Origin of the sequence: Caulobacter rhizosphaerae (genome assembly GCF_010977555.1) — a bacterium.
GTDB classification, from domain to species: domain Bacteria; phylum Pseudomonadota; class Alphaproteobacteria; order Caulobacterales; family Caulobacteraceae; genus Caulobacter; species Caulobacter rhizosphaerae.
Genome location: NZ_CP048815.1, coordinates 4,151,033 through 4,175,213, shown reverse-complemented (window position 1 = coordinate 4,175,213; position 24,181 = coordinate 4,151,033). Strand labels below are relative to the sequence as shown.

Below are 24,181 nucleotides of genomic sequence, written 5' to 3'. Positions count from 1 at the left end.
CGGCCCTTCGGCGGCTGGGCCGGGCTCACAGGTTCAGCTCCATGTAGATCAGGGCGAAGACCGCATCGATGGCGATGATCGCGAAGATGGCGTGGACGACGGCGGCGGTGACGCGCCGGCCCAGGGACTCGACGTCGTTGCCGACCTCCATGCCCTGGCGGCAGCCGATGGCGGCGATGACCATGGCCATGACCGGGGCCTTCGACAGGCCGATCCAGAAGTGCTGCACGCCGATCGAGTCCTGCATGCGCTGCAGGAAGAAGGTCGGCGACAGATCCAGCGCCGCCCAGGTCACCAACATGCCGCCGGCCAGGCCCGCCAGGGTGGCCACGAAGGTCAGCAGGGGGATGGTGATCAGCAGGGCCGCGAAGCGCGGCAGGACCAGGGCCTCGTAGGGGTCGACCCCCATCACCTGCATGGCGTCGATCTCCTGGTTCATCTTCATCGAGCCGATCTCGGCCGCGAAGCTGGAGGCCGAGCGGCCGGCCAGCAGGATGGCGGTGATCAGGATGTTGAACTCGCGCAGCACCGACACGCCGATCAGCTCGACGGCGAACACCTGGGCCCCAAACTGCGTCAGCAGGTTGGCGCCCAGCAGGGCGACGACCGCGCCGATGAAGAAGGTGGTGACGGCCACGATCGGGATGGCGTCCAGGCCGGCGCGCTCGGCCAGGGACACCACCGGCGCCCAGCGGATCCGGCTGGGCTTGGCGATGCAGCGGCCGATGGCGACCAGCAGGTGTCCGAGGAAGGCCAGGGTGCCGTAGAGGTCGCCGCCCAGGCCGTAGACGCCGCGGCCGATGCGCTCCAGCAGGGCCAGGAAGCCCTTGCGCGGCGGCGCGGCCTCGGGCTCGACCTGGATGGCGTCGTCGACCAGTTGCAGCAGGCGCAAAGTGCGCGGACTGGCCTTGATCCGGCCCGTGTCGAGCCGGCCGTCGGCGGCGCGGAGGATGGCGTAGGCGCCGGCCGTGTCGCAGCGGCTGATGTCGCTGAGGTCCAGGTTGACGGCCTGGGAACCCTCCATCGCCTGGACCAGGCGCTCGCCGGCGTCGACCATGCCGCGCGCGGTCCAGTCCCCCGAGAGCACGGCGGTCTTGTGACCGGCGGTCTCCTTGAGGGTGAAATCAGCCGGAGCGCCCATGAAGTCCCGTCGGTCCCTGTCATCCGCCGTCGAACTTACCAAGACGCTCGACCAAGCCCAAACGTGCCAAGGCCAGGCTTGTTGCAACGCTTTACTGCACTAGGAATAGGCGGGTGCGCCGCATCGCGCCAGCGGCCTTCTGGACCTATGTTCAGGAATAGGGCGAATGCGCGGAGCTTTGTCGCTAAAGGTGCGTTGTATGGCCTGCAACGGGGGCGTTGCTCTAAAAGGCCTGAATGTTCTCCAGCCCGCTAAACCGCCGCGCCGCGCTCGGCCGGCTTTCGCTGTCCGCCGTCCTGGCCCTGGCGCCGCGCATGGCCGCCGCCCAGACCCCCGCGGTCCAGGGTTCCGCCGCCGTCGATGACGCCGGCCAGCCGTTCTCCGTCGAGGGACTGCGCGACAAGGCCCGCGCCCTGGCCGCCGCGCCCTACGCCAAGCCGCCGGCGCCGCCGACGATGACGGGCCTGTCCTACGATGACTATTTCCGCATCCGCTTCCGCTCGGAAGCCGACCTGTGGAAGGACGGCCCGACGGCCTTCCGGGCCGAGTTCTTTCCGCCGGCCTGGCTGTATCCGCGCCCGCTGCCGATCTACGAGATCGCCGCCGGCCTGGCGCGGCCGATCGCCTTCGACCCGGCGATGTTCGAGATCCCGGGCGAGCACGCCGACGTCGCCAAGGCCTGGAACGGCTTTTCGGGCTTCCGGCTGCTGTGGCCGCTGAACGAGCCCGGCAAGCTGGACGAGGTGGCCGTGTTCCAGGGCGCCAGCTATTTCCGCAGCCTGGGCCGCGGCCAGCGCTACGGCCTGTCGGCGCGCGGCCTGGCCATCGGGGCCGGCGAGCCGAACGAGGAGTTCCCCGACTTCACCGCCTTCTGGCTGGAGCGCCCGCCCGGCGCCGGTTCGGCGGCCGACAGCGAGACGGTGGTCGTCCACGCCCTGATGGACAGCCCCAGCTGCACCGGCGTCTACAGCTTCACGATCCGCCCGGGCGATGACGTGGTCTTCGACGTCGCCGCCAGCGTTTTTCCCCGCGCCGACATGACCAAGGCCGGCGTGGCGGCGATGAGCAGCATGTTCCTGTTCAATGTCGCCGACCCGTCGCCGGTCCCGGACTATCGCACCGCCGTGCACGACAGCGACGGCCTGGCGATCTGGAACGGGCAGGGCGAGCACATCTGGCGGCCGTTGCAGAACCCCAGGGCCCATCGCATCAGCAGCTTCCTAGACAAAGACCCCAAGGGTTTCGGCCTGGTGCAGCGGGCGCGGGCCCTGGAGGACTTCGGCGACCTGCAGGCCCGCTACGACCTGCGCCCCAGCCTGTGGGTCGAGCCCCTGGACGCCTGGGGCGAGGGCGCGGTGCATCTGGCCGAACTGGCCACCACCAAGGAGACCGACGACAACATCGCCGTCTTCTGGCGGCCCAAGGCGCCCTGGGCGGCCGGGTCGCAGGTCGACCTGCGCTATCGCCTGCACTGGGGCCAGGAGCGCTTCGCCAGCCCAGACGCCCGCGTGTTCCGCACCCGCACGGGGGCCGACGCCCAGGCCGGCCTGCGGCTGTTCACCGTCGACCTGCAGGGCGGGGCCCTGGCCGAGGGTCTGGACGGCGTGACCCTGGATCTTCAGGCCCAGGGCGGCGAGATCGCCTGGCGCGACCTGTCGCCCTATCCGGACGAGGCGGCGGCCCGCGTGGCGTTCGGCGTGCGGCCCAAGGCCGCCGACATCGACCTGTCGCTGCGCCTGACCCGGGGCGACCAGGTGATCTCCGAGACCTGGCGGTACCTCTGGACGGCGTAGGGCGCCGCAAGGCGGGCGCCCTTTAAGCGCGCGTATCGGAATTATTCTCCTATTGCGAGTATTCGGTCTCCGTCTTAACGTGGGCGTGCGTTAGGGCCATGGAGGGCGGAACATGCGGGCGTCGGTCATCGGTAAGGTGGGAGCCGCGGTCGCGCTGCTCGTCGGCCTGGGCGTAGCCTGGGAGGGCGGCGCCTTCACCCAGAGCGTCACGGGCATCTTCCCCATGGGGCACGAGTGGTTGACCCGCATGGCGGCGATCGAGGTGCTCGGCGTTTCGCCGGTCACGCCCCCGGACGTGCCCGACCCCAACGACCCGCGGATCGGCTGGCGCGTGGGGAAGGGCCTGGCCTGGAACACCACCCTGACCACGCCCGGCGCGCAGGACGAGGCGAGGCGCATCAAGGCCCAGCCCTCCGGCGACACCCGTTACGCCCCGCGCTACAAGCCCGTGCTGGACGCTATCATCGGCGAGCGCTGGGTCGACCTGGGCGGCTACAGCGTCGCCCAGTCGAAGAAGTGCTGGGACGCCGTGGCCCAGGAACCGGCCGACATCCAGTACGACCACTTCATGCGCCGCTATGACGACGCCGGCGGCCAGGGCGGGGTGAACGCCGCCAGGCGCTCGCAGGAACGTTTCGTCGCCTATTTCGTCGCCGCCGCCACGGCCCCGAAGACGACGATCTCGGTCTATGACGGCGGGGTCACCGCTTCCGCGGTCTCGGTCGACAAGAACTATTTCCTGTTCGGACGCGCCGCGCACCTGTTCGAGGACTCGTTCAGCTCCGAGCACACCGTCCGCATCCCCGACGACAACTTCGTCAAGGTCCGGCAGGTCAAGAGCTATCTCTGCGCGCTGGGATCCGAACAGCACAGCCACGCGATCTCGGCGATCCTGGACTATTCGAGCGGCGACGTGATCTGGAAGAGCACGATCGACGGCCGGCTCAACCCCAGCTGGAACGCCTACAAGGCCAGCAACATGAAGCCGGTGGCCCTGGTGGCGGCCGAGGCGACCAAGGACCTTTGGGCCGCCTTCGTCCGCACCATGGGCCTGCCGCCGGGCCAGCGCGAAGCCGCCGCCCGGGCCGAGGCCAACACCCTGGTCGACCATTGGCTGAGCTTCGACGAGAAGGAGATGCTGACCTGGTACGACGACCCGGCCCGCCGCGACGCCACCTATGTCCTGGCCGCGGGGCAGACCGGCAAGGGCAAGACCCAGGCCCAGTGCATGGCCGGCCTGGACGTGGGCACGACCGACCAGCAGACCCGCGTCCGCGAGCTGGAGGCCACCCAGCGCCAGTGCCTCTACAACGCCATTCCGTGGTCAGGCTATTCGGACCAGTTCGATCCGCAGCTGCACATCTGGTATTCCTGGCGCTGGCGCAACGGGCCGTTGGGGGCGATGAGCAATCCCCCGGCCGGCTGGCGGATTCCCACCCAGGCCGCCGACACCGGAACGCGGGTTCGCATCAAGAGCCTGGCCAACCAGAAGTACATGATCGCCCCGGACGGGATCGTCCCGGACTCCCTGATCTACAATCGCGCCGGGACGCCGCTCGACTTCGTGGTGGTCGGACCACAGAACCGGGCGATGTTCCGCTCGACCGTCGACCCGCTCCTGTTCCTCGACTACCGGGCCGCGACTGGCGCGGTGAAGCTGTACGCCCCCGGCGTGAGCGAGCCGGCGAGCTACGACCTCAAGCCCGCTGGCCAGGGGCGATCGATCCGCAGCACCTACTGGAACCAGTATATCTGGCTGTCCGGCGACGAGCCCTATCTGACGCGGTCGGGCAACCCCAAGAACCTGAACGCGCAGTGGAGCATCGAAGGGCTGCCATAGGCGGGCTTCGAGCGCCGGTCGGCGTACCGACTGGAGCTGGCGGGCTTCTACCCGCCGGCTGCGCTCGGGACGCCTCGGCGGCCAAGACCCGCGACAGCCATCGCCCGAGCCCTTAAGGGCCGCGGATTTCAAGCGTCGGTTAACCAAATCCGGTCACCCCTCTGGGCCTTGTGGATTTCGGGACTCGGGGCAGTGGCATGAGCGTCAACCAGCAACTCGACCAGCGCATGGCCTTCATGCGCTTCGACCACCGCTCGCGGGCGGCGCTGAAGGCGGCCAAGCCGATGGTCGACGGCGAGATCCAGGCCGCGCTCGACAGTTTCTACGATCAGGTCCGCGCCTATCCGGAGGTGCGCGAGCTGTTCGCCAGCCGGGCGCAGATGGACGCCGCCCAGGCCCGCCAGGGCGACCACTGGCGCAAGCTGGCCAGCGCCGAGTTCGGCCCCGACTACGCCGCGGGCGTGCAACGCGTCGGCCAGGCCCATGTCCGCGCCGGGCTGGAGCCGCGCTGGTACATCGGCGGCTACGCCCTGGTCGCCGAGCACCTGATCCGCGCTGTGCTGGCCAAGCGCACCAAGGGCGGCCTGTTCGGCGGCAAGGGCGAGGGCGAGATCGCCGACCAGGTCGTCGCCTTGCTCAAGGCCACCTTCCTGGACATGGACCTGGCGATCTCCAGCTATCTCGACATCCTGCAGGAAGAGCGCGAGCGGATGGCCGCCGAGCGCCAGGCCGCCGAGCAGCGCCAGGCCGCCGCCGTGGCCGCCGTGGGCCAGGCCCTGTCGCGGCTGGCGGCCGGCGACCTGTCGGCCCGGGTGGACGGCGCGCTGTCGCCCGAGTTCCTGAGTCTGAAGGCCGACTTCGACCACGCCGCCGCCGCCCTGGCCGACACCGTCAAGGCCGTCGAGCGCGCCACGTCCGGCATCCGTTCGGGCGTCGACGGCATCGCCCACGCCGCCGACGACCTGGCCCAGCGTACCGAGCACCAGGCCGCGACCCTGGAAGAGACCGCCGCCGCCGTCGAGCAGCTGACCGCGACGGTCGAGCGCACGGCCAAGAGCGCCAAGGCCGTCTCGGCCCAGGTCAGCGAGGCCGCCGCCGACGCCCAGCGCTCGGGGGCGATCGTCACCCGCGCCGCCGAGGCCATGACCCAGATCGAGACCTCCTCGGCCAAGGTCTCGCAGATCCTGGGCGTGATCGACGAGATCGCCTTCCAGACCAACCTGCTGGCGTTGAACGCCGGGGTCGAGGCCGCCCGCGCGGGCGATGCGGGCCGCGGCTTCGCGGTCGTCGCCCAGGAGGTGCGGGCCCTGGCCCAGCGCTCGGCGGACGCCGCCAAGGAGATCAAGACCCTGATCGCCGACTCCAGCCGGCAGGTGGGCGAGGGCGTCGACCTGGTCGGCCAGACCAACCAGGCCCTGCGCGGCATCGTCCAGAAGGTGGGCGTGATCGACACCCTGGTCGACGAGATCGCCGCCTCGGCCAACGAGCAGGCCTCGGCGCTGGGCCAGGTCAATGTGGCGGTCAACCAGCTGGATCAGGTGACCCAGCGCAACACGGCCATGGTCCAGCAGTCGACCGAGGCCACCCGCGCTCTGCGCGTGGAGGCCGCGGACCTGGCCAGCCATGTGAGCGGCTTCCGCACGGGCCCGGCGTCCGGCGACAACGCGGTGCATCAGGCCCGCGAACGCGTGGCGACCTTCGCCCGGTCCGGACGGTAGTCGCCGAGCACGGCCGGGGGACAGGCACATGCGCCTGTCCCCGTCGGCTGGAGGGCGCTATCAAGGCGGCATGGATCGTAGACGCAGAATCCTGATCGTCGGCGGCGGCGCGGCCGGATGGCTGACGGCCGCCTACCTGGCCAAGTCGCTGCGGGTCGCTGAACAGGCGCATCTGGAGATTACCCTGCTGGAATCGCCCGAGGTGGGCATCATCGGGGTCGGCGAGGCCACGTTCCCGACCATCCGCACGACCCTGCGGTTCCTGGGCGTCGACGAGGCCCGGTTCATCCGCGAGACCTCGGCCACCTTCAAGCAGGGCATCCGCTTCAACGACTGGGCCTGGGCGCCGCGGCAAGACGGCGAGCGCCACCAGTATTTCCATCCGTTCGAGGCTCCGTTCTCGACCGACGGCGCGAGTCTCGCGCCCTACTGGCTGCTGCAGAACGAGGCCACCCGCGCGCCGTTCGCCGAGGCCATGACCATCCAGGCGCGGGTCGCCGACGCCCAGCGCGCCCCCAAGCGCCCGCACGAGGGCAATTTCTCGGGCCCACTGAACTACGCCTACCATTTCGACGCCGCCAAGCTGGCCCAGGTTCTGGCCGAGCGGGCCCGCGAGCTGGGCGTGCGGCACCTGCAGGGGCGGCTGACGGAGGTCGAGCTGGACGCCACCGGGGCCATCGACCACGTTGTCTGCGCCGAGCATGGCCGGCTGGAGGCCGAGCTCTATATCGACTGCACGGGCTTCCACGCCGAGCTGATCGGCAAGGCGCTGAAGGCGCCGTTCAAGTCGGCGCGGCCGATCCTGTTCGCCGACCGCGCCCTGGCCTGCAAGGCGCCCTACGACCGTCCCGACGCCCCGATCCAGAGCTTCACGATCGCCACCGCCCACGAGGCCGGCTGGATCTGGGACATCGGGCTGAAGGACGCGCGCGGCGTCGGCTGCGTCTATTCCAGCGACCATATCGACGACGACCGGGCCGAGGCGATCCTGCGCGGCCATGTCGGCCACGATGTCGAGATCGCGCCGCGCGCCCTGGCGTTCGAGGCCGGCTACCGCACCAAGCAGTGGGTCAAGAACTGCGTGGCCGTGGGCCTGTCGGCGGGCTTCCTGGAACCGTTGGAATCGACCGGGGTGGTGCTGATCGAGGCCGCGGTGGCGATCATCGCCGAGCTGTTCCCGCACAACGGCCCGATCAGCGCCCCGGCCTTGCGTTTCAACGAGCTGATGACCGCCCGTTTCGACAACATCATCACCTTCCTGAAGCTGCACTACTGCCTGAGCCAGCGGACCGAGCCGTTCTGGCGCCAGAACGCCGACCCGGCCTCGACGCCCGAGCGGCTAGTCGATCTCCTGGAGCAGTGGCGCTGGCGCCCGCCCACCCGCTACGACTTCATCCTGGATCTGGAGACCTTCGCCTTCTTCAACTACCAGTACATCCTGTACGGCATGGGCTTCAAAACCGACCTGTCGCCGGGGCGCAGCGAGTTTCCGGACGTGGCGGGGGCCGAGAAGCTGTTCGCCAAGATCCGCAACTTCGGCGAACGGGCCACCCACGACCTGCCCAGCCACCGCGACCTGATCGCCCAGATCAACCGCTTCGGCTTCGACCGGTCGCTCGAGCCGGCCTGAGTGAACCGGAACGGGCGACACTAGGGTATTCCCCAGCTGTTTCTTCCCGGCGCGAGGGCGCAGGCTCTCGCCCTTCCGTGGAAGGAGCCCATCCATGTTGAGCGCGGACGGCGGCGGCTCGGTTACCGCCACATCCCATACCAACCAGGTCGACCACGGCCTCTCGGCCCAGATCGCCAGCCAGGTCGCGACCCAGGTCACGCCGCAGAGCGAGGCCCAGCGGGTCACCAGCCAGACCGACGACCGAGCCAAGGCCCAGGCCTTCGCCACGGCCTACAACGCCGCCCCCGCCGACCAGCGCGAGGCCCTGGTGCGGGAGGTATTCGCCAAGGACCCCGAGGCGCTGAACGGCTGGCTCAATCCCGAAAGCGTCAACACGCTGGTGAAGGACGGCTGGCTGACCGACAACGAACGCTCGGGCCTGGCCGAGGCGGTCGCGCTGGGGTTCAACAAGGGCGCCATTCCCGTGGAGCCGGGCCAGGCGGCCTATTCGATCACCACCAGCCTGGCCTTCGACCAGATCCCGGTCCAGAACGCCGGCCTGGCCCCTCACCAGGAGGTCGACGGCCTGCCCGCGGCCTACCAGTACGCCGACAACATCAACCAGTTCCTGGAGTTCTTCGGCTCCTCGCCCAGTCCCGAGGTCGCGCAGTTCCGGCAGAACTACGCCAACCATCTGATCGACACCTATGTCGAGAACCCCAAGCAGCAGAACTACGACGTCCGCGACGCCGCCGCCCATTTCGCGACCCAGATCCTGGCGGACCGCGCCGCGCCGCGCGAGCTGGCCTCGCAGGTCCTGTTCGACCGCTATGGCGCCAATCCCGACGGCTTCCGCGCCTTCGCCCAGTACGCCGCCCAGGGCGGGCTCTACACGTCTGAGGCCTATCTGCAGAACATTACCGAGATGTGGGGCGGCGACGAGCAGGCCAGCCGCTACGCCATCGACGATCCGGTGATCGCCCTGGCCCAGGCGGCCGACGGCTATCGCGGCAACGTGCCGACCCACCTGGTTCCACCCTTGGCCACCGAGGCCTCGGACTGGCTGGCCACGGAGCTGACCGGCCTGGTCGCCAACCCGCCCGAGCTGTCCAACACCCACGAGAGCCTGGCCACCACCGAACGCACTCAGGCGATCACCAGCGCGTTCATCACCCATTCCGACGCGGTGCTCGATCGCTTCACCAACCCCGACGTGGAGTCCGAGCACTACCGCGACACCGACATGAACCAGTGGCAGTACAATCTCGACACCTTCTCCGGCTTCCTGCAGAGGACGATGTTCGCGTCCGACGTGATCGGCGGGGCCGCGGTGCGCGACAAGGTGCTGGACTATATCGGCGACCAGCGCGCGATCGTCGAAAGCGGCGCCAACCCGGGCAACCTGTCCGAACAACGCATCGCCCTGCTCAGCGCCACCACGGTGGAAGCGGTGCGCAATATCCAGAGCGACATCGCCGCCGAGAAGGCCGAGCGCGAAGAGTTGATCGGCTTCACGGTCGACCTGGCCCTGACCGCCCTGCCTCTGCCCAGCAAGGCCAATGACGCGGTGACCGGCGCGTTGGGCCAGCTGTTCGGCGCGGGCCCGATCGGCACGGCGGTGAAGGACTTTTCGGGCCAGCTGGTGGACGCCGGCACGGGCCGCCTGACCGACGAGGCCAAGGCCTGGCTCACCGAGCACGCCACGCCGTCCGAGGCCCAGCTGCTGGACGCCTATACGGCGCAGGACGGCCTGACCGCGGCCACGGTGACCCTGTACGAGCAGCAGAGCCGCAATCCGGCGATCGGCCCCGAACTGGCCGACGACTACCAGGACATCGTCTCGGCCTACAACATCTACAACAACTGGGCCGACACCCGCTGAGCGACGCTGGGGACCGCGCAAAAAGGAGCCCTCGCTCCGGCGAGGGAGCGAGGGCAGGGAAGCGACCTTTGAAGCCGGATCAGGCGGCTTTGGCGATGGTTCCGTCGATGGCGTCCAGTTCGCCCGTTTCCCGGGCCTTCCGGCCGTAGACGACCTCGAACAGCGGGCTGGCCATCACGGTGGTGACGATCGCCATCAACACCAGCATCGAGAACAGCGTCGGGCCGATGATGCCCTTCTGCAGGCCGATGTTGATAATGATCAGCTCCATCAGCCCGCGGGAGTTCATCAGGGCACCGATGCCCATGGCGGTGTGATGGTTTTCGCCGGAGAAGCGCGCGGCCACGTAGCAGGCGCCCCACTTGGCCAGGACCGAGGCGGCCAGGACGCCCAGGGCGATCAGCAGCAACTCGGGTGAGTTGACCATGTCCATCCGGGTGTTCAGGCCCGAATAGGTGAAGAACATCGGCAGCAGCAGCACGACGGCGATCGGCTCGACCTTCTTCTTCAGCTCCTGAACCAGCAGGCCGCGCGGCATGACCACGCCCAGGATGAATCCACCGAAGATGGCGTGGATGCCGACGGCGTCCATCAGGAAGGCCGAGACGCAGAAGGCCAGGATGATCATGGCCAGGACCGAGGTGCTCATCTGACCCTCGCGCTCGACCATGCGGCCCAGCGGCGCCAGGATCTTCGGGCCCAGGATCGTCACGAAGGCGACCCAGGCCAGGCCGCCGCCGATCGCCAGCACCGCCACGCCGGGGCCGCCGCCGAAGGTGGCCAGCACCACGGCCAGCACGCACCACGACACCGCGTCGTCGAAGGCGCCCGCCGTCAGCGACAGCGTGCCCAGCGAAGTCTTGGCCAGGCCGCGCTCATTGATGATCCGCGCCAGCATCGGGAACGCGGTCAGGGCGATGCAGGCGCCCATGAACAGGGTGGCGGCGCCCTGGCTGATCGTCGGGGCGAACAGGCCGGGGACCTTCAGCAGGAACGGCGTGATGATCGCAGCGATCAGGAACGGCGCGGCGATGCCGGCGAACGACACGCTCATGGCGCTCTTGGCCTTGGCCTTGAAGTGGTCGGCCTGGAAGCTGGTGCCGACCATGAACATGTAGAGCCCGACGCCCAGCTGGGCGCCGACATACAGCACGTTCTTGGTTTCCTTGGGGAACAACATGCCCTGGAAGTGCGGGAACAGCAGGCCCAGCAGGGACGGGCCCAGGATCACGCCGGCGACCATCTCGCCCACCACCTGGGGCTGGCCGACCTTCTGTCCCAGCCAGCCGACGACGCGGCAGGCCAGCACGATCGCCGCCAGCTGCAGGAAGAAGTGAACGCTGAAATCGGCGGGCGCGTAGCTGTGCGCGGCGGCCGCGGTGGCCGGACCGTGCGGGCCCAATATGCCGGCCACGGTGCTGATCAGGCTGGATATGACGTCGGACAAAGCGCCCCCCTTGGTGAATCCTTCTCGGCGTTTGCCCGCCGTTGAGGCTAAGCCGCGCAGACTTGGCTTTTGGCCGCAAGTCGAAACCGCGCTTTTGATGCCCCTGTGCAGAAGATTGTTTTTGCTGGGGAATTACCTGTTGCTGGAACGTCACAATGTAGTAACCTACCTACAAGACAGCCTTGTCAATGTAGGTACGTAGGCACATGAAAGTCATCTCCAGCCGTGACTTCAACCAGGATGTCAGCCAGGCCAAGCGCGCCGCGCGGATCGAGCCGGTGTTTGTCACCGACCGGGGCCGGACCACCCACGTGCTGATGAGCATCGAGGCCTATCGCAAGCTGTCGGGTCAGAGCGAGACCATCGTCGACCTCCTGGCCATGGCCGCGCCGGTCGCGCTGGACGTGGCCGAGACGCGGTCGGACGACGCGTGGGACAATCCCGTGAACAGGCGCGGCTGATGTACCTGCTGGACACCGACATCGTCTTCGAACTGCGCAACGCCAAAGCCGGCACGACCGATCCGGGCCTGGTCGGCTGGGCGGCCGGCCAGGCCCGGTCCAGCCTGTTCATCTCGGCCATCACCCTGCTGGAACTGGAGACCGGCGCGGCGCGGGTCGAGCGCAAGGACAAGGCGGCGGGCCTGGCTCTGCGCGCCTGGCTGACCGAGCAGGTCGCCGTCGCCTTCGAGGGACGCATCCTGCCCGTCGACGCCGCCGTGGTCCGGGGGCGAGGCCGCTTGCCGCTGACCGACGCCCGCGACGCCCTGCTGGCGGCCACCGCCTTGGAGCATGGCCTGACCCTGGTCACCCGCGATATCGCGGCCTTCAAGGTCAACCGCCTGAAGCTGTTCAATCCGTGGGGCTACAAGCCCGAGGCGCCGGACGACAACGAAGACTGGGGCCAGGCCGCCAAGGCTGGGTCGCAATGGCTGCGGAACATCTTCATGCGCGGGTGAGACCGTTCCGCGGTCAGGGCCGCGCGACGCCCGCTTCGCCCCGCGCGGCGGCCGACGAAAACTTGCCAAGCCCTTCTAGGACTGAGAAGTTATCGATAACGAACGAGAGGCGCCGGAATCGTTCGGCGGCCTGGCGCGGCTCACCGCTCGCCCTTGGCGGGGCGTGGATCACGGCCGCGAACCTTTCGTCCAGAACGCTCAAGGAGCCCGCACTTGGCCAAGGGCAAGACCAAAGTCGAAACGCCCCCGGCGCCGGAGTCCGGACGGGCGGTGACCATCCACGACGTGGCGCGCTACGCCGGCGTGGCCTCGATGACCGTGTCGCGCGTCGTCAACGGCAACAGCTATGTCAGCGACGCCATGCGCGAGCGGGTGCAGGCGGCGATCAAGGCGCTGAACTATTCGCCCAACCTGGCGGCGCGCAATACGCGGGCCGGCAACACGGGGCCGCGCGTCGGCGTGCTCTACAGCAATCCCAGCGCCTCCTATCTCAGCGAGGTGATGCTGGGCGGCATCGAGCAGAGCTCCAGGCTGGGCACCCAGCTGGTCCTGGAGCGCTCGACCGGCCTGGCCAGCCAGAAGGCCGCCGTGCGCCGCCTGCTGGACCAGGGGGTGGACGGGGTCATCCTGCCGCCGCCGCTGTGCGACTCCCGCCCGACCATCAACATGCTGCACGCGGCCGGGGTGAAGGTGCTGGCCCTGGCCACCGCGCGGCCGATGCATGACGTCTCGTCGGTGCGCATCGACGACTACCAGGGCGCGGCGGCCATGACCCGCCACCTGATCGAGCTGGGCCATTCGCGGATCGGTTTCGTCAAGGGCGACCCGCAGCACACCCCCACCCAGTTGCGCTACGAAGGCTTCGTCGACGCCATGACCGCCGCAGGCCTGCCAGTCGATCCCGACTGGGTGGTCCAGGGCCAGTTCACCTATCGCTCGGGCCTGGCGGCGGCCGAGCTGCTGCTGAGCCCGGACGAGCGGCCGACCGCCATCTTCGCCAGCAACGACGACATGGCCGCCGCCGCCCTGGCCGTGGCCCACGGGCTGCAGATCGCCGTGCCCGAGGCGCTGACCGTCGTGGGCTTCGACGACACGCCCATAGCCAGCACCGTCTGGCCCGAACTGACCACCATCCACCAGCCGATCAGCGCCATGGGGCGGGCGGCGGTGTCGCTGATCGTCGACGAGATCAAGGCCGAGCGGGCCGGAAACGCCCCGGGCCCGACCCATCAGCTGATGAAGTTCACCCTGGTCAAGCGCGGTTCCTCGGGTCCGGCGCCGGCGAAGGCCCCGTCGCGCCGCCGGGCCGCGAAGGCGTGACCTAGGCGGGGACCCGAAGGGCGGCCCGGGTGTCGGGCTGGTCGTTCCACAGCCGCGCCGCGCCGCGCACGCCCGAGGCGTCGCCCCAGCGGGCCGGCGCGATGCGGGCCGACCAGCGGTCGGAAAATACCCGGGGCGCGATCAGGGCCGGCAGGCGCTCGTAGATCTCGCCGACGTTGGACAGCCCGCCGCCGAGCACCAGCACGTCGGGATCGGCGATGTTGACGAGCACGGCGATGGCTCGGCCCAGCCGGTCGACATAGCGGTCGAACGCGGCGACGGCCGCGGGCTCGCCCTGGCGGAAACGGCCGATGATCGCCTCGCCCGTGACCTGGAGGCCGGTGGCGGCGGCGAAGTCGTGCTGCAGGCCGGTGCCCGACACCCACATTTCCAGGCAGCCGTGCTGGCCGCACCAGCATCGAGGGCCGGGCAGCTCCTGCGGGGTCGGCCAGGGCAGGGGGATGTGGCCCCACTCGCCGGCGACGCCGTTGGGGCCCTCGACCAGGCGTCCGTCCACGGTCAGGCCGCCGCCGCACCCGGTGCCCAGGATGATGGCGAAGGCGACGCGGGCGCCGGCCGCAGCCCCGTCCACCGCCTCGGACAGGGCTAGGCAGTTGGCGTCGTTGGCCAGGCGCACCGGACGACCCAGGGCGGCGGTCAGGTCCTCCCGGAAGGTGCGGCCATTCAGATAGACCGAATTGGAATTGCGCATCACGCCCGTGGTCGGCGAGATCGAACCGGGCGAGCCGACGCCGATCGTGCCGCGGCCGCCGGCCTGCTGCTCGACCTGGGCGATCAGGTCGCGCACGGTCTCGATGGCGGCGTCGTAGGCGCCGGGATTGGGGGCTCGCACCCGCGCCAGATAATTGCCCTGGGCGTCCAGGGCGGCGGCCTCGACCTTGGTCCCGCCGAAATCAATACCGACCTGGATCACCAGTAGGGCTCCCAGGCGCGCGTCAGCCGGACCAGGGCCTCGAGGAAGAAGTAGTCGCCCCAGATGCAGGCCTCGTCGACGCCAACGCCGTTGGGCATGTGGTAGACCGCGTGGGCCAGGACGCCCGTGCCCGGCGGTCCGGGCGGCAGCAGGTAGCGCGTCCCCAGGGTCTCGACCGTCGCCAGGGCCGCGCCCTCGTAGGCGGCGCGGTCGGGGTCTGTGAGCGGCAGTCCGCGCGCCAGTTCCAGCAGGCCGCAGGCCGCGATCGCCGCCGCCGAGCTGTCGCGTTCGTGCGGCGGGCCGGTGAACACCAGGTCCCAGCAACAGATCAGGTCGGCCGGCAGGCGGTTGAGGTAGTAGTTGGCCAGCCGGGCGCTCAGCGCCAGCAGCGACGGATCGGCCTTGTAGCGGTGGACCAGCGGAAAGCCGCTGATCCCCCAGGCCTGGCCGCGCGCCCAGCACGAGCTGTCGCTATGGCCCTGGTGGGTCTTGCCCATTCGCGGGGCGCCGGTGACCGGATCCATGAAGAAGGTATGGAAGGTCGAGCCGTCGGGCCGCACGATGTGGCGTGCGGCCTGCTCGATATGGCGGTCCGCCGCGTCGGCGAAAGCACGGTCGCCGGTCGTCTCGCTCGCCCAGTAGAGCAGGGGCAGGTTCAGGTTGCAGTCGATGATCATCCGGCCGGCCTGGGCGGGATCGCCGAGGTCGCCCCAGGCCTGGATGATGCCGGCCTGCGGCAGGTAGCGGGCCAGCAGCAGGCGCGCGGCCTCCAGCGCCGCGTCGCGCGCCTGGACGTCGCCGGTCAGCTTGTAGGCCGCCACGCAGGACAGCGAATAGAGGAAGCCCAGGTCGTGGTGGTCGACATTGATCCGGCGGTCGACCCGGTCCTTGAAGCTTTGCACCTGCCGCTCGGCGGCCTGCCGGTAGCGGGCCTCGCCGCTGGCCTCGTAGGCCAGCCACAGCATGCCGGTCCAGAAGCCGTTGGTCCATTCGACATTGCCCATGGCGGGATAGACTCCGCCGACGCTGGACGGCGCGGGGAAGGCGTCGGTGAACACCGCCAGATTGGCGTCGATGCGGGCGAGCACGGCGGCCAGGATCGCGTCCAGGGCGGCGCGGTCGGGCGCGCGGCCTTCCAGGGCGGCGCGCAGCTTCAGCGGTTCGCGATCAGAGGTCGGTGGAGGGGGCATCGGCGGCATGGATCAGTCGACCTTGGCTAGATCGGCGTCGGGGAGGGCGGTCTTCAGCGCGGGATCGGCCTTGCTCGCCGAAGCCGGCGTCGGCGACAGGGCGAACAGCGAGGCGGTCCAGAACAGCGCCGCGCCCAGGGCGATCAGCAGATAGGTGTGGGGGAAGCCGATCAGGTCGTAGGACTTGCCGACGATCGGCGACAGGACGGCCAGGCCCAGGGAATGGCCGAAGCTGACCCCCACCAGATAGAGGGTCGAGGCCAGGCGGGCCTCGAAATGGGCGGCGATGTAGCGGAAGATCGACACCGCCAGGATCGGCAGCTCCAGGGAATGGAGCATCTTCATCGCCGAGATCGCCACCGGCCCCTCGACGAGGCCCGAGCCGGTGATGCGGAAGATCATGATCGCGGCCGCCAGCAGGAGGCCGTTCTTGGCGCCCGTGCGGTTGACGATGAACGGGGCCACGAACAGCATCCCCGCCTCGACGAAGATCTGGGCCGAGTTCAGGTAGCCGAACATCGCCGCGCCGTGCTTGGGATCGGCGAACTGCGAGGCGTAGTAGGCGGGAAACTGCTGGTCGAAGACCAGGTAGAGGTTGGTCACCCCCAGGATCAGGACCATGAAGCCCCAGAACTTGGGCAGCTTCAGGATGGCCAGGGCGTCCAGCGGCCTGAGGCTTTCCGAACGGGCCTGCTCGTCGGCGGCGCCCTCGATCCGGGTCATGGCCAGGATCGGCAGCAGCAGCAGGCCGGCCAGCGAGGCCAGGGAGAAATTGATCAGCGGGTCGATGTTGTAGAGCCGGCCCGAGAAGAACGCCGCGAAGGCGAAGCCCAGCGAGCCCCACAGCCGGGCGCGGCTGTATTCGAACCCGTCCTTGCGGCCGACGCGGTCGACATAGGACTCCAGGGCGTAGCTGCCGGCGATGAAGGTGACGCCCAGATAGAGCCCGCCCAACGCCGCGCCCAGCAGGATGTTGCTCTTCAGCAGCGGGCCGTAGACGAAGGCGAAGAAGGCGCCCGACAGCATCACCAGGGCGGCGATGACCCACAGGATGGTCTTGCGGAAGCCCACCTTGTCGGACAGGAAGCCGTAGATCGGCTGCGAGGCCATGGCGAAGATGAAGTTGGCCGAGAACACCACGCCGGTCTGGGCGCCGGTCAGGCCGAGGGTGCGCTTGAGCCACAGGGCCAGCAGCGAGATGCTCATCGCCTGAGCGAAGAAGTAGAGGAACAGAAAGGCGCTGAGCAGCGCGTAGTTCTTCTTGTTCATGGCCTCGAGCGACTCCTCCCCCCGTTTGACGCCAGGCGGCGGCGCGGCTCTGGAGCCGCTCGGGTAGCTCTGTGATAATCGAAAAGAGATATCGATACCAATCAAAATCCACCGTACCGGCTCCGAACGGAAAGGGCTTGCCATTCAGCGATGATATCGATAACAGTTATCTCGGGCCCTTAGGCCCCTGTCCTGCGAATTTTCCCGGGTGGATTCTCCTGACTCCGGGAACGGGGCGCCTGGCTCGGCCGGCGCCCCGCGTTTTTCGGACGATATCGAGGACTCCGACGGCGGCATGCCGGACCCGAGAAACCGACGATCTCACTCTTCCCGTCGACGCCAAGCTTGGAGCCCGCTAGTGACACGCGCCGCCAACATGACTATGACTCGATGATATCGATATCAAGTGACGGCGCTCCAGCCGTCCGCGGGGAGTGACGTCATGCGCAGACACAGGGGTTCCCGATCGGCGGCCAGGACTCTGGCCGCATCCCTGCTCCTGGCGCTGGGACTCTCAAGCGCGGCCGTCGCCCAGAGCAACACCGACCCGGCCGGGGCGGCGCAGGTCGACCCGAACCTGCAGATCTACCCCACTCCGCCCGCCAAGCTGGTCTACAGCCTGCACAGCGATGATTTCACGGTGCGGGTCCGGCGTCCGGGCGGGCCCTGGCGCGATCTCTATGAGTACAACATCAAGGTCGACCAGGACCGCCCGCACGACGCCTCGCTGGTCCAATTCGATTTCCGCGGGACCGTTGAGGTCGCGGTCCAGAAGAACAACGGCGACTTCCGAAGGGTCGAGGTCCGGCCCCGGCGCAACGCGGTCAAGACCACGGTGAAGGGCGGTGTCGTCTATTTCACCCTCGATCGGCCGCAGAACCTTTCGGTGGAGTTCGACGGCGACCGCCTGGGCAACCTGCACATCCTTGCGGGCGAGCCGATCGCCCCGCCGGCGCCGGGGCCCGGCGTCGTCGTCTACGGACCCGGCCTGCACGTCCCGCCGGACGGCGCAACGTCCTTCCCGACGGCCTCCAACCAGACGATCTATCTCGCGGGCGGCGCGCTGATGCAGGGCGTGTTCCAGCCGACCAAGGTCGAGAACCTGAAGATCATCGGCCACGGGATGTTCCTGGAGTCGGACCAACTGGTGGTCCAGGACTCGACCAATGTCCTGATCGAGGGGCCGACCTTCCTCAATCCGGTGCACGGCTCGCTAGCGTGCAGTTCGTCGCGTCAGGTGCGGTTCCACGACATCAAGGCGTTCGGCAAGGGCGCGTGGTCCGACGGGATCAACGTCTTCGCCTGCCAGGACGTGGATATCGACCGAGCGTTCATCCGCACCTCCGACGACAGCGTCGCCATCTACGCCACCCGCAAGAACGGCGTGGGCGACACGCGCCGCGTGCGGGTCAGCCGTTCGATCTTCTGGCCCGACGTGGCCCACGCCATGTTCGTGGGCCTGCATGGTGACAGCGCCAAGCCCAACACCCTGCAGGACATCGTCTTCGACGACATCGACGTCCTCAACCTCGACGAGGACGATCCGGAATACGAGGGCGCTATGGCCATCAGCGCCGGCGACACCAACACCGTCCGCGACGTCACCTTCAGCAACATCCGCGTGGACCATGTCGAGGAGGGCAAGCTGATCAATCTGCGGGTGGTCTATAACGCCAAGTACGGCGCCAGCCCGGGCCTGCTGATCGACGGCGTGCACTTCAGGAACGTCAGCTATACGGGATCGGGCTGGGCCGGACCGTCGATCATCGCCGGCTACGCCCCGGACCGGCCGGTGCGCAACGTGACCTTCGACAATGTCACGATCGCCGGTCGCAAACTGACCGGACCGGCGCCCGAGATCCTTGAGGTGGGCCCCTATGTGAGCGGTCTTTCCTTCAAATAGGGGCGGTGGCCGGACGGTCGTGCGCCGCCGTGCGGTCGCGCCTCGTCGATTTAGCCTAGGCGGTCGAAGCCAAATCTTGGCTAGAATGCCCCGTGGAAGACCGTTCGCGCCCGCGACGATCCACGGGGAGAGCCTCTTGAGCGGAAAACGACGACCCGGCGTGACCCTTCACGACGTCGCCAGGCACGCAGGCGTGTCCTCGATGACGGTCTCGCGGGTGATCAACGACTACGCCTTCATCAGCGAGGCGGCGCGGGCCAAGGTGCTGAAGTCGATCGAGGAACTCGGCTATCGCCCCAACGCGGTGGCGCGCGCGACACGAACCGGCGTCGCCCAGGTGGGGGTGCTGTATTCCAATCCCAACTCGTCCAATCTCAGCGCCTTCCTGATGGGCGCCTTCCGCAAGGCCGGTGAAATCGGCTGCCAACTGCTGATCGAGCCCACGGCCGCCCATCCCACCCCGGCCCGGGCGGTGGCCAAGCTGATCGAAGCGGGGGTCGGCGCCGTGGTCCTGCCGCCGCCGCTGTGCGACGACGCCAAGATTCTCAAGCTGCTGGCCGCCGCCGGCGTCGCGCCCGTCAGCTTCGCCACGGCCAGGCCGTCGCCGGACGTGACGTCCGTCGCGATCGACGACTTCGAGGGCGCGGCGATGATGACCCGGCACCTGATCGCGCTGGGCCACGTCGATATCGCCCTTGTCCGGGGGGATCCGTCGCACTCGACCTCGACGCGGCGCGAAGAGGGCTTTCGGGCGACCATGGCGCAAGCGGGCCTGGCGGTGCCCGACGCCTATGTCGTCGAGGGCGCCTTCACCTATCGCTCGGGCCTGACGGCGGCCAGCCAGCTGCTGGGCCTGCGCCGCCGGCCATCGGCGATCTTCGCCAGCAACGACGACATGGCCGCGGCCGTCAGCGCCGTCGCCCATGGCATGGGAATCGCCGTGCCGACCGAACTCAGCATCGCCGGCTTCGACGACACGCCCGTCGCCTCGACCATCTGGCCGCAGTTGACCACCATCCACCAGCCGATCGCCGACATGGCCGCCACCGCCGTGGAACTGGCCGCCGGCCTGGCCCGCCGCGACGCCGACGATGACCAGCCGCGCAGGCATGTGCTGGCCGAACTGACCCTGGTCGTCCGCCAATCGACCGCACCGCCCGCCAGCTGAAGCGCGCTTTCACGGTCCGCGTCGGGCTCTGATTGACGGCGTCGGAGGAGGGGTGATATCGATATCAATCGTTCGCCCGGCCGATGGCGGCGATCAGAGAAAAAAGGCCACGGCCAGCGCGCCGAAGGCCGGAACCGTCTGGGAGGTCTCGATGATCAGCCTGTTCTTCAAGCCCGTTCGCGCTCGCCTTGGCCGCGAATCCGGGGCGCGCTGATGATCCGTTCGCCTGTCGACCGCCGTCGCTTCGTGCTTCTGGCCGCCGCCGCGACCGCGCCGCTTGGAGCAGCGAGCGCGGCCCTGGCCAAGCCCACAGAGACCTCCGCGCCGCTACGGGTGGTCTCGCCGGACGGGCGGGTTCGGCTGGAACTGGACACGCGCCAGGGCCAGCTGTCCTGGAGCGTCGCGCGCGACGGCCGCGGGGTTCTCCGGCCAAGCCGGTTGGGACTGGACCTCGCGGATGGGGCCCGACTTGGAGCGGGCGCGACGGTCGTCTCGGTGACGCGGCGACGTCTGACGGGGACCTGGACGCCGACCTTCGGCGTGAAGGCGGCCTACAGCCAGGCCTGCGAGGAGATCACCGTCGATCTGCGGGATCCCAGGACCGGGATCGCCTTCGCCGTGGTCGCCAGGGCCTACGACGCCGGCTGCGCGGTTCGCTACGTCCTGCGCCAGGCGCCGGGCGGGCAGGGCGTGACGGTGGGCGGCGAGGCCACGACCTTCAACCTGCCCGCCGGCGTCGAGGTCTATTCCAGCCGGGACGAAGGCGAATACCAGCGCTCGACGCCCGCCGCCCTGGCGCCGGTGGTGCATCCGGACCTGACGGGAAGCTCCGACGTCGGCCCGCTGGCCGACCTGCCGGTCACCGCCGTGGCGGCCGACGGGAGCGGGGTGCTGATCGCCGAATCGGACCGCCTGCACTATCCGCGCGCCATGCTGCGTCCGGCCGCCGACCCGGCCGAAGGACTGACGGTCCATCTGATGCACTATCCGGGCCGAGCCACCGGCTGGTCCGGCCCCGGCGACACGCCGCCGGCCCCGACCTTCCGGCTCGACGTCGGCCAGACCACGCCGTGGCGAGTCCTGATCCTCGCCGACACCGTCGCCGGCCTGATCGAGCGCGCCGACCTGATCCCCACCCTGGCCACGCCCAACATCCTGGGCGACGTCAGCTGGGTGAAGCCGGGCAGGGCGGTGCGGATCCGCAAGCCCTACAGCACCGAAGCGGCCCTGAAGGTCGTCGCGTTCGCGGCCACGCGGAAGCTCGACTATGTCGAGTTCGACGCCCACTGGTACGGCGACGGCACCGATCCCGGCGACGCCACCGTCCCGATCGCCGGCCTGGACCTGCAGCGCATCATCGACACGGCCCGCGCCCAGGGGATCGGCATGATCCTCTATGTCGATCGCGTGCCCGCCATGCGCCAACGGGACGCGATCCTGGACACCTATCGGCGCTGGGGCGTGGCGGGGATCAAGTTCGGCTTCGTCTGGGAAGGCCGCCAAGCCGACAACGACTTCATCTTCGACCTGGTCAAGGCCTGCGGCGAGCACCGGCTGCTGGTCAATCTGCACGACAATCTGCGGCCCGCCGGCCTGGAGCGGACCCTGCCCAACTATGTCGCCCTGGAAGGCGTGCGGGGCAACGAGCAGTTCCCGACCGCCCGCCACAACGTCACCCTGCCGTTCACGCGGGCGGTGGCCGGGCCGATCGACTACACGATCTGCTACGCCAACCCGAAGAACCAGACGACCAACGCCCACCAGCTGGCGATGGCGGCGGTCTACTACAATCCGCTGACCTTCCTCTATTGGTACGACACCCCGGACAAGTACGCCAGCCGCGCCTGGCCCGACCTTCGATGGTTCGACGAATGCCCGACCACCTGGGACGAGACCCGGGCGCTGTCGGGCGCGATCGGCGAGCACGTCATGGTCGCGCGGCGTCATGGCAAGCGCTGGTTCCTGGGGGCGATGACCAACGAGTCGCCGCGCGTCCTCAAGGCGTCGCTGGGGTTCCTGGGACGAGGGCGGTGGATGGCGACGGTGTTCGCGGACGGTCCCGCCGCGGCCAAGGCGTTCGAGACGCCCGTGGTCATCCGCAAGGTCCCGGTCACCGCCGCGACGGTGCTGTCGCTGGCGTTGGCGCCCAGCGGCGGCCAGGCCATCCTGTTCGAGCCCGTATAGCGGAGACGCCCGTGCCGTTGGTCAAGTCCCTCCTCCTGGGCGCGCTTCTGGCCTGCGCCGCGGGCGCGCCGGTCCTGGCCCAGCCAGAGCCTCCCCCCTTCACGGCCGACCAGGGGGACGGGACCTACCGCAATCCCGTGCTGGCCGGCGACTATTCCGATCCGGACGTGGTTCGGGTGGGCGAGGCCTACTACCTGACCGCCTCGTCGTTCACCAACGTGCCCGGCCTGCCGATCCTGAAGTCGACCGACCTGGTCAACTGGACGCTGATCGGCCACGCCCTGCCGCGGATCACGCCCGTGGCGCATCATGCCACGCCGCGGCGCGGCGGAGGCGTCTGGGCGCCGGCCATCCGTCACCACGACGGCAGGTTCATGATCTACTACCCCGATCCGGACTTCGGGATTTTCCGGGTCACGGCGAGCGATCCGGCCGGACCCTGGAGCGCGCCGGTGCTGGTCGACGACAGCAAGGGCGCCATCGACCCGGCCCCGTTCTGGGACGACGATGGCCAGGGCTGGCTGGTGCACGCCTGGGCCGGCAGCCGGGCGGGGTTCAGCAACGTCATCACCGCGCGTCGCCTGAACGCGGCGGGGGACAGGACGGTCGGCGAGCCCGTGACCCTGATTGACGGGGCCAAGCTGCCGGAGGTCGCCACCACGTTCGGCCCGTCGCCCTGGTTCACCACCGAGGGACCCAAGCTCTACAAGCGGGACGGCTGGTACTACATCTTCGCCCCCGCCGGCAGCGTGAAGGGCGGCTGGCAAGGGGTGTTCCGGTCTCGCGATCTGCTGGGGCCCTACGAGGGCCGCAACGTGCTCGACCAGGGCAAGACCCAGATCAACGGGCCCCACCAGGGCGCCTGGGTGACGACTCCCAAGGGCGAGGACTGGTTCCTGCACTTCCAGGACACCGACTCCTACGGCCGGCGGGTCTGGCTGGAGCCCATGGCCTGGAAAGGCGGCTGGCCCGTGATCGGCCAGGATCTCGACGGCGACGGGCGGGGCGAGCCGGTGCTGCGCTGGCGCAAGCCCAGGGTGGACGGGGCCCAGGCGCCGGTCGCGGCGCCGACCAGCGACACGTTCGATGGCGCCCTGTCCCTGGCCTGGCAGTGGAACGCCAATCCCAGTGACGACTGGGCCAGCCTGACGGCCAAGCCCGGCGCCCTGCGCCTGAAATCGATCTCCTCGCCGGAGAATCTCTGGGAGGCCGGCGCGCTGCTGACCCAGAAGCTGCCGGGCCCGACCTTCAGCGCGACGACCCGGATCGACTTCGCGCCCAAGACGGTCGGCGAGCGCGCCGGGCTTGTGATGTTCGGCGCCGACTACGCCTGGATCGGCCTGGAGAAGACGGCCGACGGCGTGCGTCTGGTCCGGGTGGACCGCGTGGGGGCCGACGCCTTCCAGCCCGAACGTGTCACGATCGGCCTGACCTCGGCGCCGGCCAGCGTCTATCTGAAGCTCAGCGCCTCGCCGGTCACGGTGGCCGACCCGCCGCCGAACTTCCCGCACTATGCGCCGTCGATGCTGCGCTCGACCCACGCCCGGGTGGTGTTCAGCTACAGCCTGGACGGGGTGTCCTACACGCCGCTCGGCGAGCCGTTCGTCAGCAAGCCGGGGCGTTGGGTCGGCGCGCAGATGGGCGTCTTCAGCCAGGCGGCCGCGGGCCGGCCGGCCTTCACCGCCACCCGGATCGGATGGACCGACATCGACTCGTTCGACGTGACGCCCTGACCGGTCGCGGCGTCGATATCGCGGGAATGATATCGATAACTACCCCAGCGTGCGCCCTGGCGAATAAAGGCGTCGTTTTGTCTCACCCA

At 69.2% G+C, this 24,181-nt stretch carries 17 protein-coding genes; 12 read left to right on the top strand and 5 right to left on the bottom strand.

The genetic code is table 11. From position 1 onward, the window contains the following. Window positions 1-25: 25 nt before the first annotated feature. Window positions 26-1,141, bottom strand: a complete 1,116-nt coding sequence (locus G3M57_RS19085) for an ABC transporter permease (protein ID WP_163232356.1) — start codon at window positions 1,139-1,141, stop codon at window positions 26-28. 236 nt (window positions 1,142-1,377) lie between these two features. Here G3M57_RS19085 and G3M57_RS19080 point away from each other — a divergent pair, with 236 nt between their 5' ends. The 5 genes from G3M57_RS19080 (at window position 1,378) to G3M57_RS19060 (ending at window position 9,986) form a co-directional block, all read left to right on the top strand. Beyond that, window positions 1,378-2,934: a glucan biosynthesis protein G gene (locus G3M57_RS19080; RefSeq protein WP_163232354.1), complete on the top strand. Its 1,557-nt coding sequence runs from the start codon at window positions 1,378-1,380 to the stop codon at window positions 2,932-2,934. Window positions 2,935-3,046: 112 nt separating this feature from the next. After that, window positions 3,047-4,774: a hemolysin D gene (locus tag G3M57_RS19075; protein ID WP_163232352.1), complete on the top strand. Its 1,728-nt coding sequence runs from the start codon at window positions 3,047-3,049 to the stop codon at window positions 4,772-4,774. Between the two features lie 197 nt (window positions 4,775-4,971). Then, window positions 4,972-6,492 carry a globin-coupled sensor protein gene (locus G3M57_RS19070; protein ID WP_163232350.1) on the top strand — a complete coding sequence of 507 codons (1,521 nt, stop codon included), beginning with the start codon at window positions 4,972-4,974 and terminating at the stop codon, window positions 6,490-6,492. A gap of 70 nt (window positions 6,493-6,562) precedes the next feature. Further along, window positions 6,563-8,122 carry a tryptophan halogenase family protein gene (locus G3M57_RS19065; protein WP_163232348.1) on the top strand — a complete coding sequence of 520 codons (1,560 nt, stop codon included), beginning with the start codon at window positions 6,563-6,565 and terminating at the stop codon, window positions 8,120-8,122. A gap of 94 nt (window positions 8,123-8,216) precedes the next feature. Continuing rightward, a complete protein-coding gene (locus G3M57_RS19060) occupies window positions 8,217-9,986 on the top strand; it encodes a hypothetical protein (protein WP_163232346.1) in 1,770 nt (589 codons plus the stop codon). 79 nt (window positions 9,987-10,065) lie between these two features. On the opposite strand, the gene G3M57_RS19055 is transcribed toward G3M57_RS19060, so the two are convergent. After that, window positions 10,066-11,433, bottom strand: coding sequence for a cation:proton antiporter (locus G3M57_RS19055; RefSeq protein ID WP_156402255.1), 1,368 nt, complete (start codon window positions 11,431-11,433; stop codon window positions 10,066-10,068). A gap of 206 nt (window positions 11,434-11,639) precedes the next feature. Between G3M57_RS19055 and G3M57_RS19050 the strand changes: the two genes are divergently transcribed. The 3 genes from G3M57_RS19050 (at window position 11,640) to G3M57_RS19040 (ending at window position 13,711) form a co-directional block, all read left to right on the top strand. Continuing rightward, window positions 11,640-11,894, top strand: coding sequence for a type II toxin-antitoxin system Phd/YefM family antitoxin (locus tag G3M57_RS19050; protein ID WP_163232344.1), 255 nt, complete (start codon window positions 11,640-11,642; stop codon window positions 11,892-11,894). Further along, window positions 11,864-12,391 carry a type II toxin-antitoxin system VapC family toxin gene (locus G3M57_RS19045; protein ID WP_230983681.1) on the top strand — a complete coding sequence of 176 codons (528 nt, stop codon included), beginning with the start codon at window positions 11,864-11,866 and terminating at the stop codon, window positions 12,389-12,391. The genes G3M57_RS19050 and G3M57_RS19045 overlap by 31 nt, the downstream gene beginning before the upstream one ends. A gap of 213 nt (window positions 12,392-12,604) precedes the next feature. Further along, window positions 12,605-13,711, top strand: coding sequence for a LacI family DNA-binding transcriptional regulator (locus tag G3M57_RS19040; protein WP_230983680.1), 1,107 nt, complete (start codon window positions 12,605-12,607; stop codon window positions 13,709-13,711). Window position 13,712: 1 nt separating this feature from the next. Here the strand turns inward: G3M57_RS19040 and G3M57_RS19035 are convergent, their stop codons facing one another. From G3M57_RS19035 to G3M57_RS19025, 3 genes are read right to left on the bottom strand one after another with little or no spacing between them, the layout of a single operon-like run. Next, window positions 13,713-14,645, bottom strand: coding sequence for an ROK family protein (locus tag G3M57_RS19035; RefSeq protein WP_163232342.1), 933 nt, complete (start codon window positions 14,643-14,645; stop codon window positions 13,713-13,715). Next, complete coding sequence (locus G3M57_RS19030) at window positions 14,642-15,844, bottom strand: glycoside hydrolase family 88 protein (RefSeq protein WP_208789626.1); 1,203 nt, start codon at window positions 15,842-15,844, stop codon at window positions 14,642-14,644. The genes G3M57_RS19035 and G3M57_RS19030 overlap by 4 nt, the downstream gene beginning before the upstream one ends. A 3-nt stretch (window positions 15,845-15,847) precedes the next feature. Continuing rightward, window positions 15,848-17,104: an oligosaccharide MFS transporter gene (locus G3M57_RS19025; protein ID WP_163232340.1), complete on the bottom strand. Its 1,257-nt coding sequence runs from the start codon at window positions 17,102-17,104 to the stop codon at window positions 15,848-15,850. 442 nt (window positions 17,105-17,546) lie between these two features. Here G3M57_RS19025 and G3M57_RS19020 point away from each other — a divergent pair, with 442 nt between their 5' ends. The 4 genes from G3M57_RS19020 to G3M57_RS19005 all read left to right on the top strand — a co-directional run bounded on the left by G3M57_RS19020 (window position 17,547) and on the right by G3M57_RS19005 (window position 24,092). Further along, window positions 17,547-19,007, top strand: a complete 1,461-nt coding sequence (locus G3M57_RS19020) for a glycosyl hydrolase family 28 protein (protein ID WP_163232338.1) — start codon at window positions 17,547-17,549, stop codon at window positions 19,005-19,007. A gap of 160 nt (window positions 19,008-19,167) precedes the next feature. Then, window positions 19,168-20,175 carry a LacI family DNA-binding transcriptional regulator gene (locus G3M57_RS19015; RefSeq protein ID WP_230983679.1) on the top strand — a complete coding sequence of 336 codons (1,008 nt, stop codon included), beginning with the start codon at window positions 19,168-19,170 and terminating at the stop codon, window positions 20,173-20,175. A 213-nt stretch (window positions 20,176-20,388) separates the two neighbouring features. Then, window positions 20,389-22,359: a glycoside hydrolase family 97 protein gene (locus G3M57_RS19010; RefSeq protein WP_163232334.1), complete on the top strand. Its 1,971-nt coding sequence runs from the start codon at window positions 20,389-20,391 to the stop codon at window positions 22,357-22,359. 11 nt (window positions 22,360-22,370) lie between these two features. Continuing rightward, complete coding sequence (locus G3M57_RS19005; RefSeq protein ID WP_230983678.1) at window positions 22,371-24,092, top strand: glycoside hydrolase family 43 protein; 1,722 nt, start codon at window positions 22,371-22,373, stop codon at window positions 24,090-24,092. Window positions 24,093-24,181: the final 89 nt, after the last annotated feature.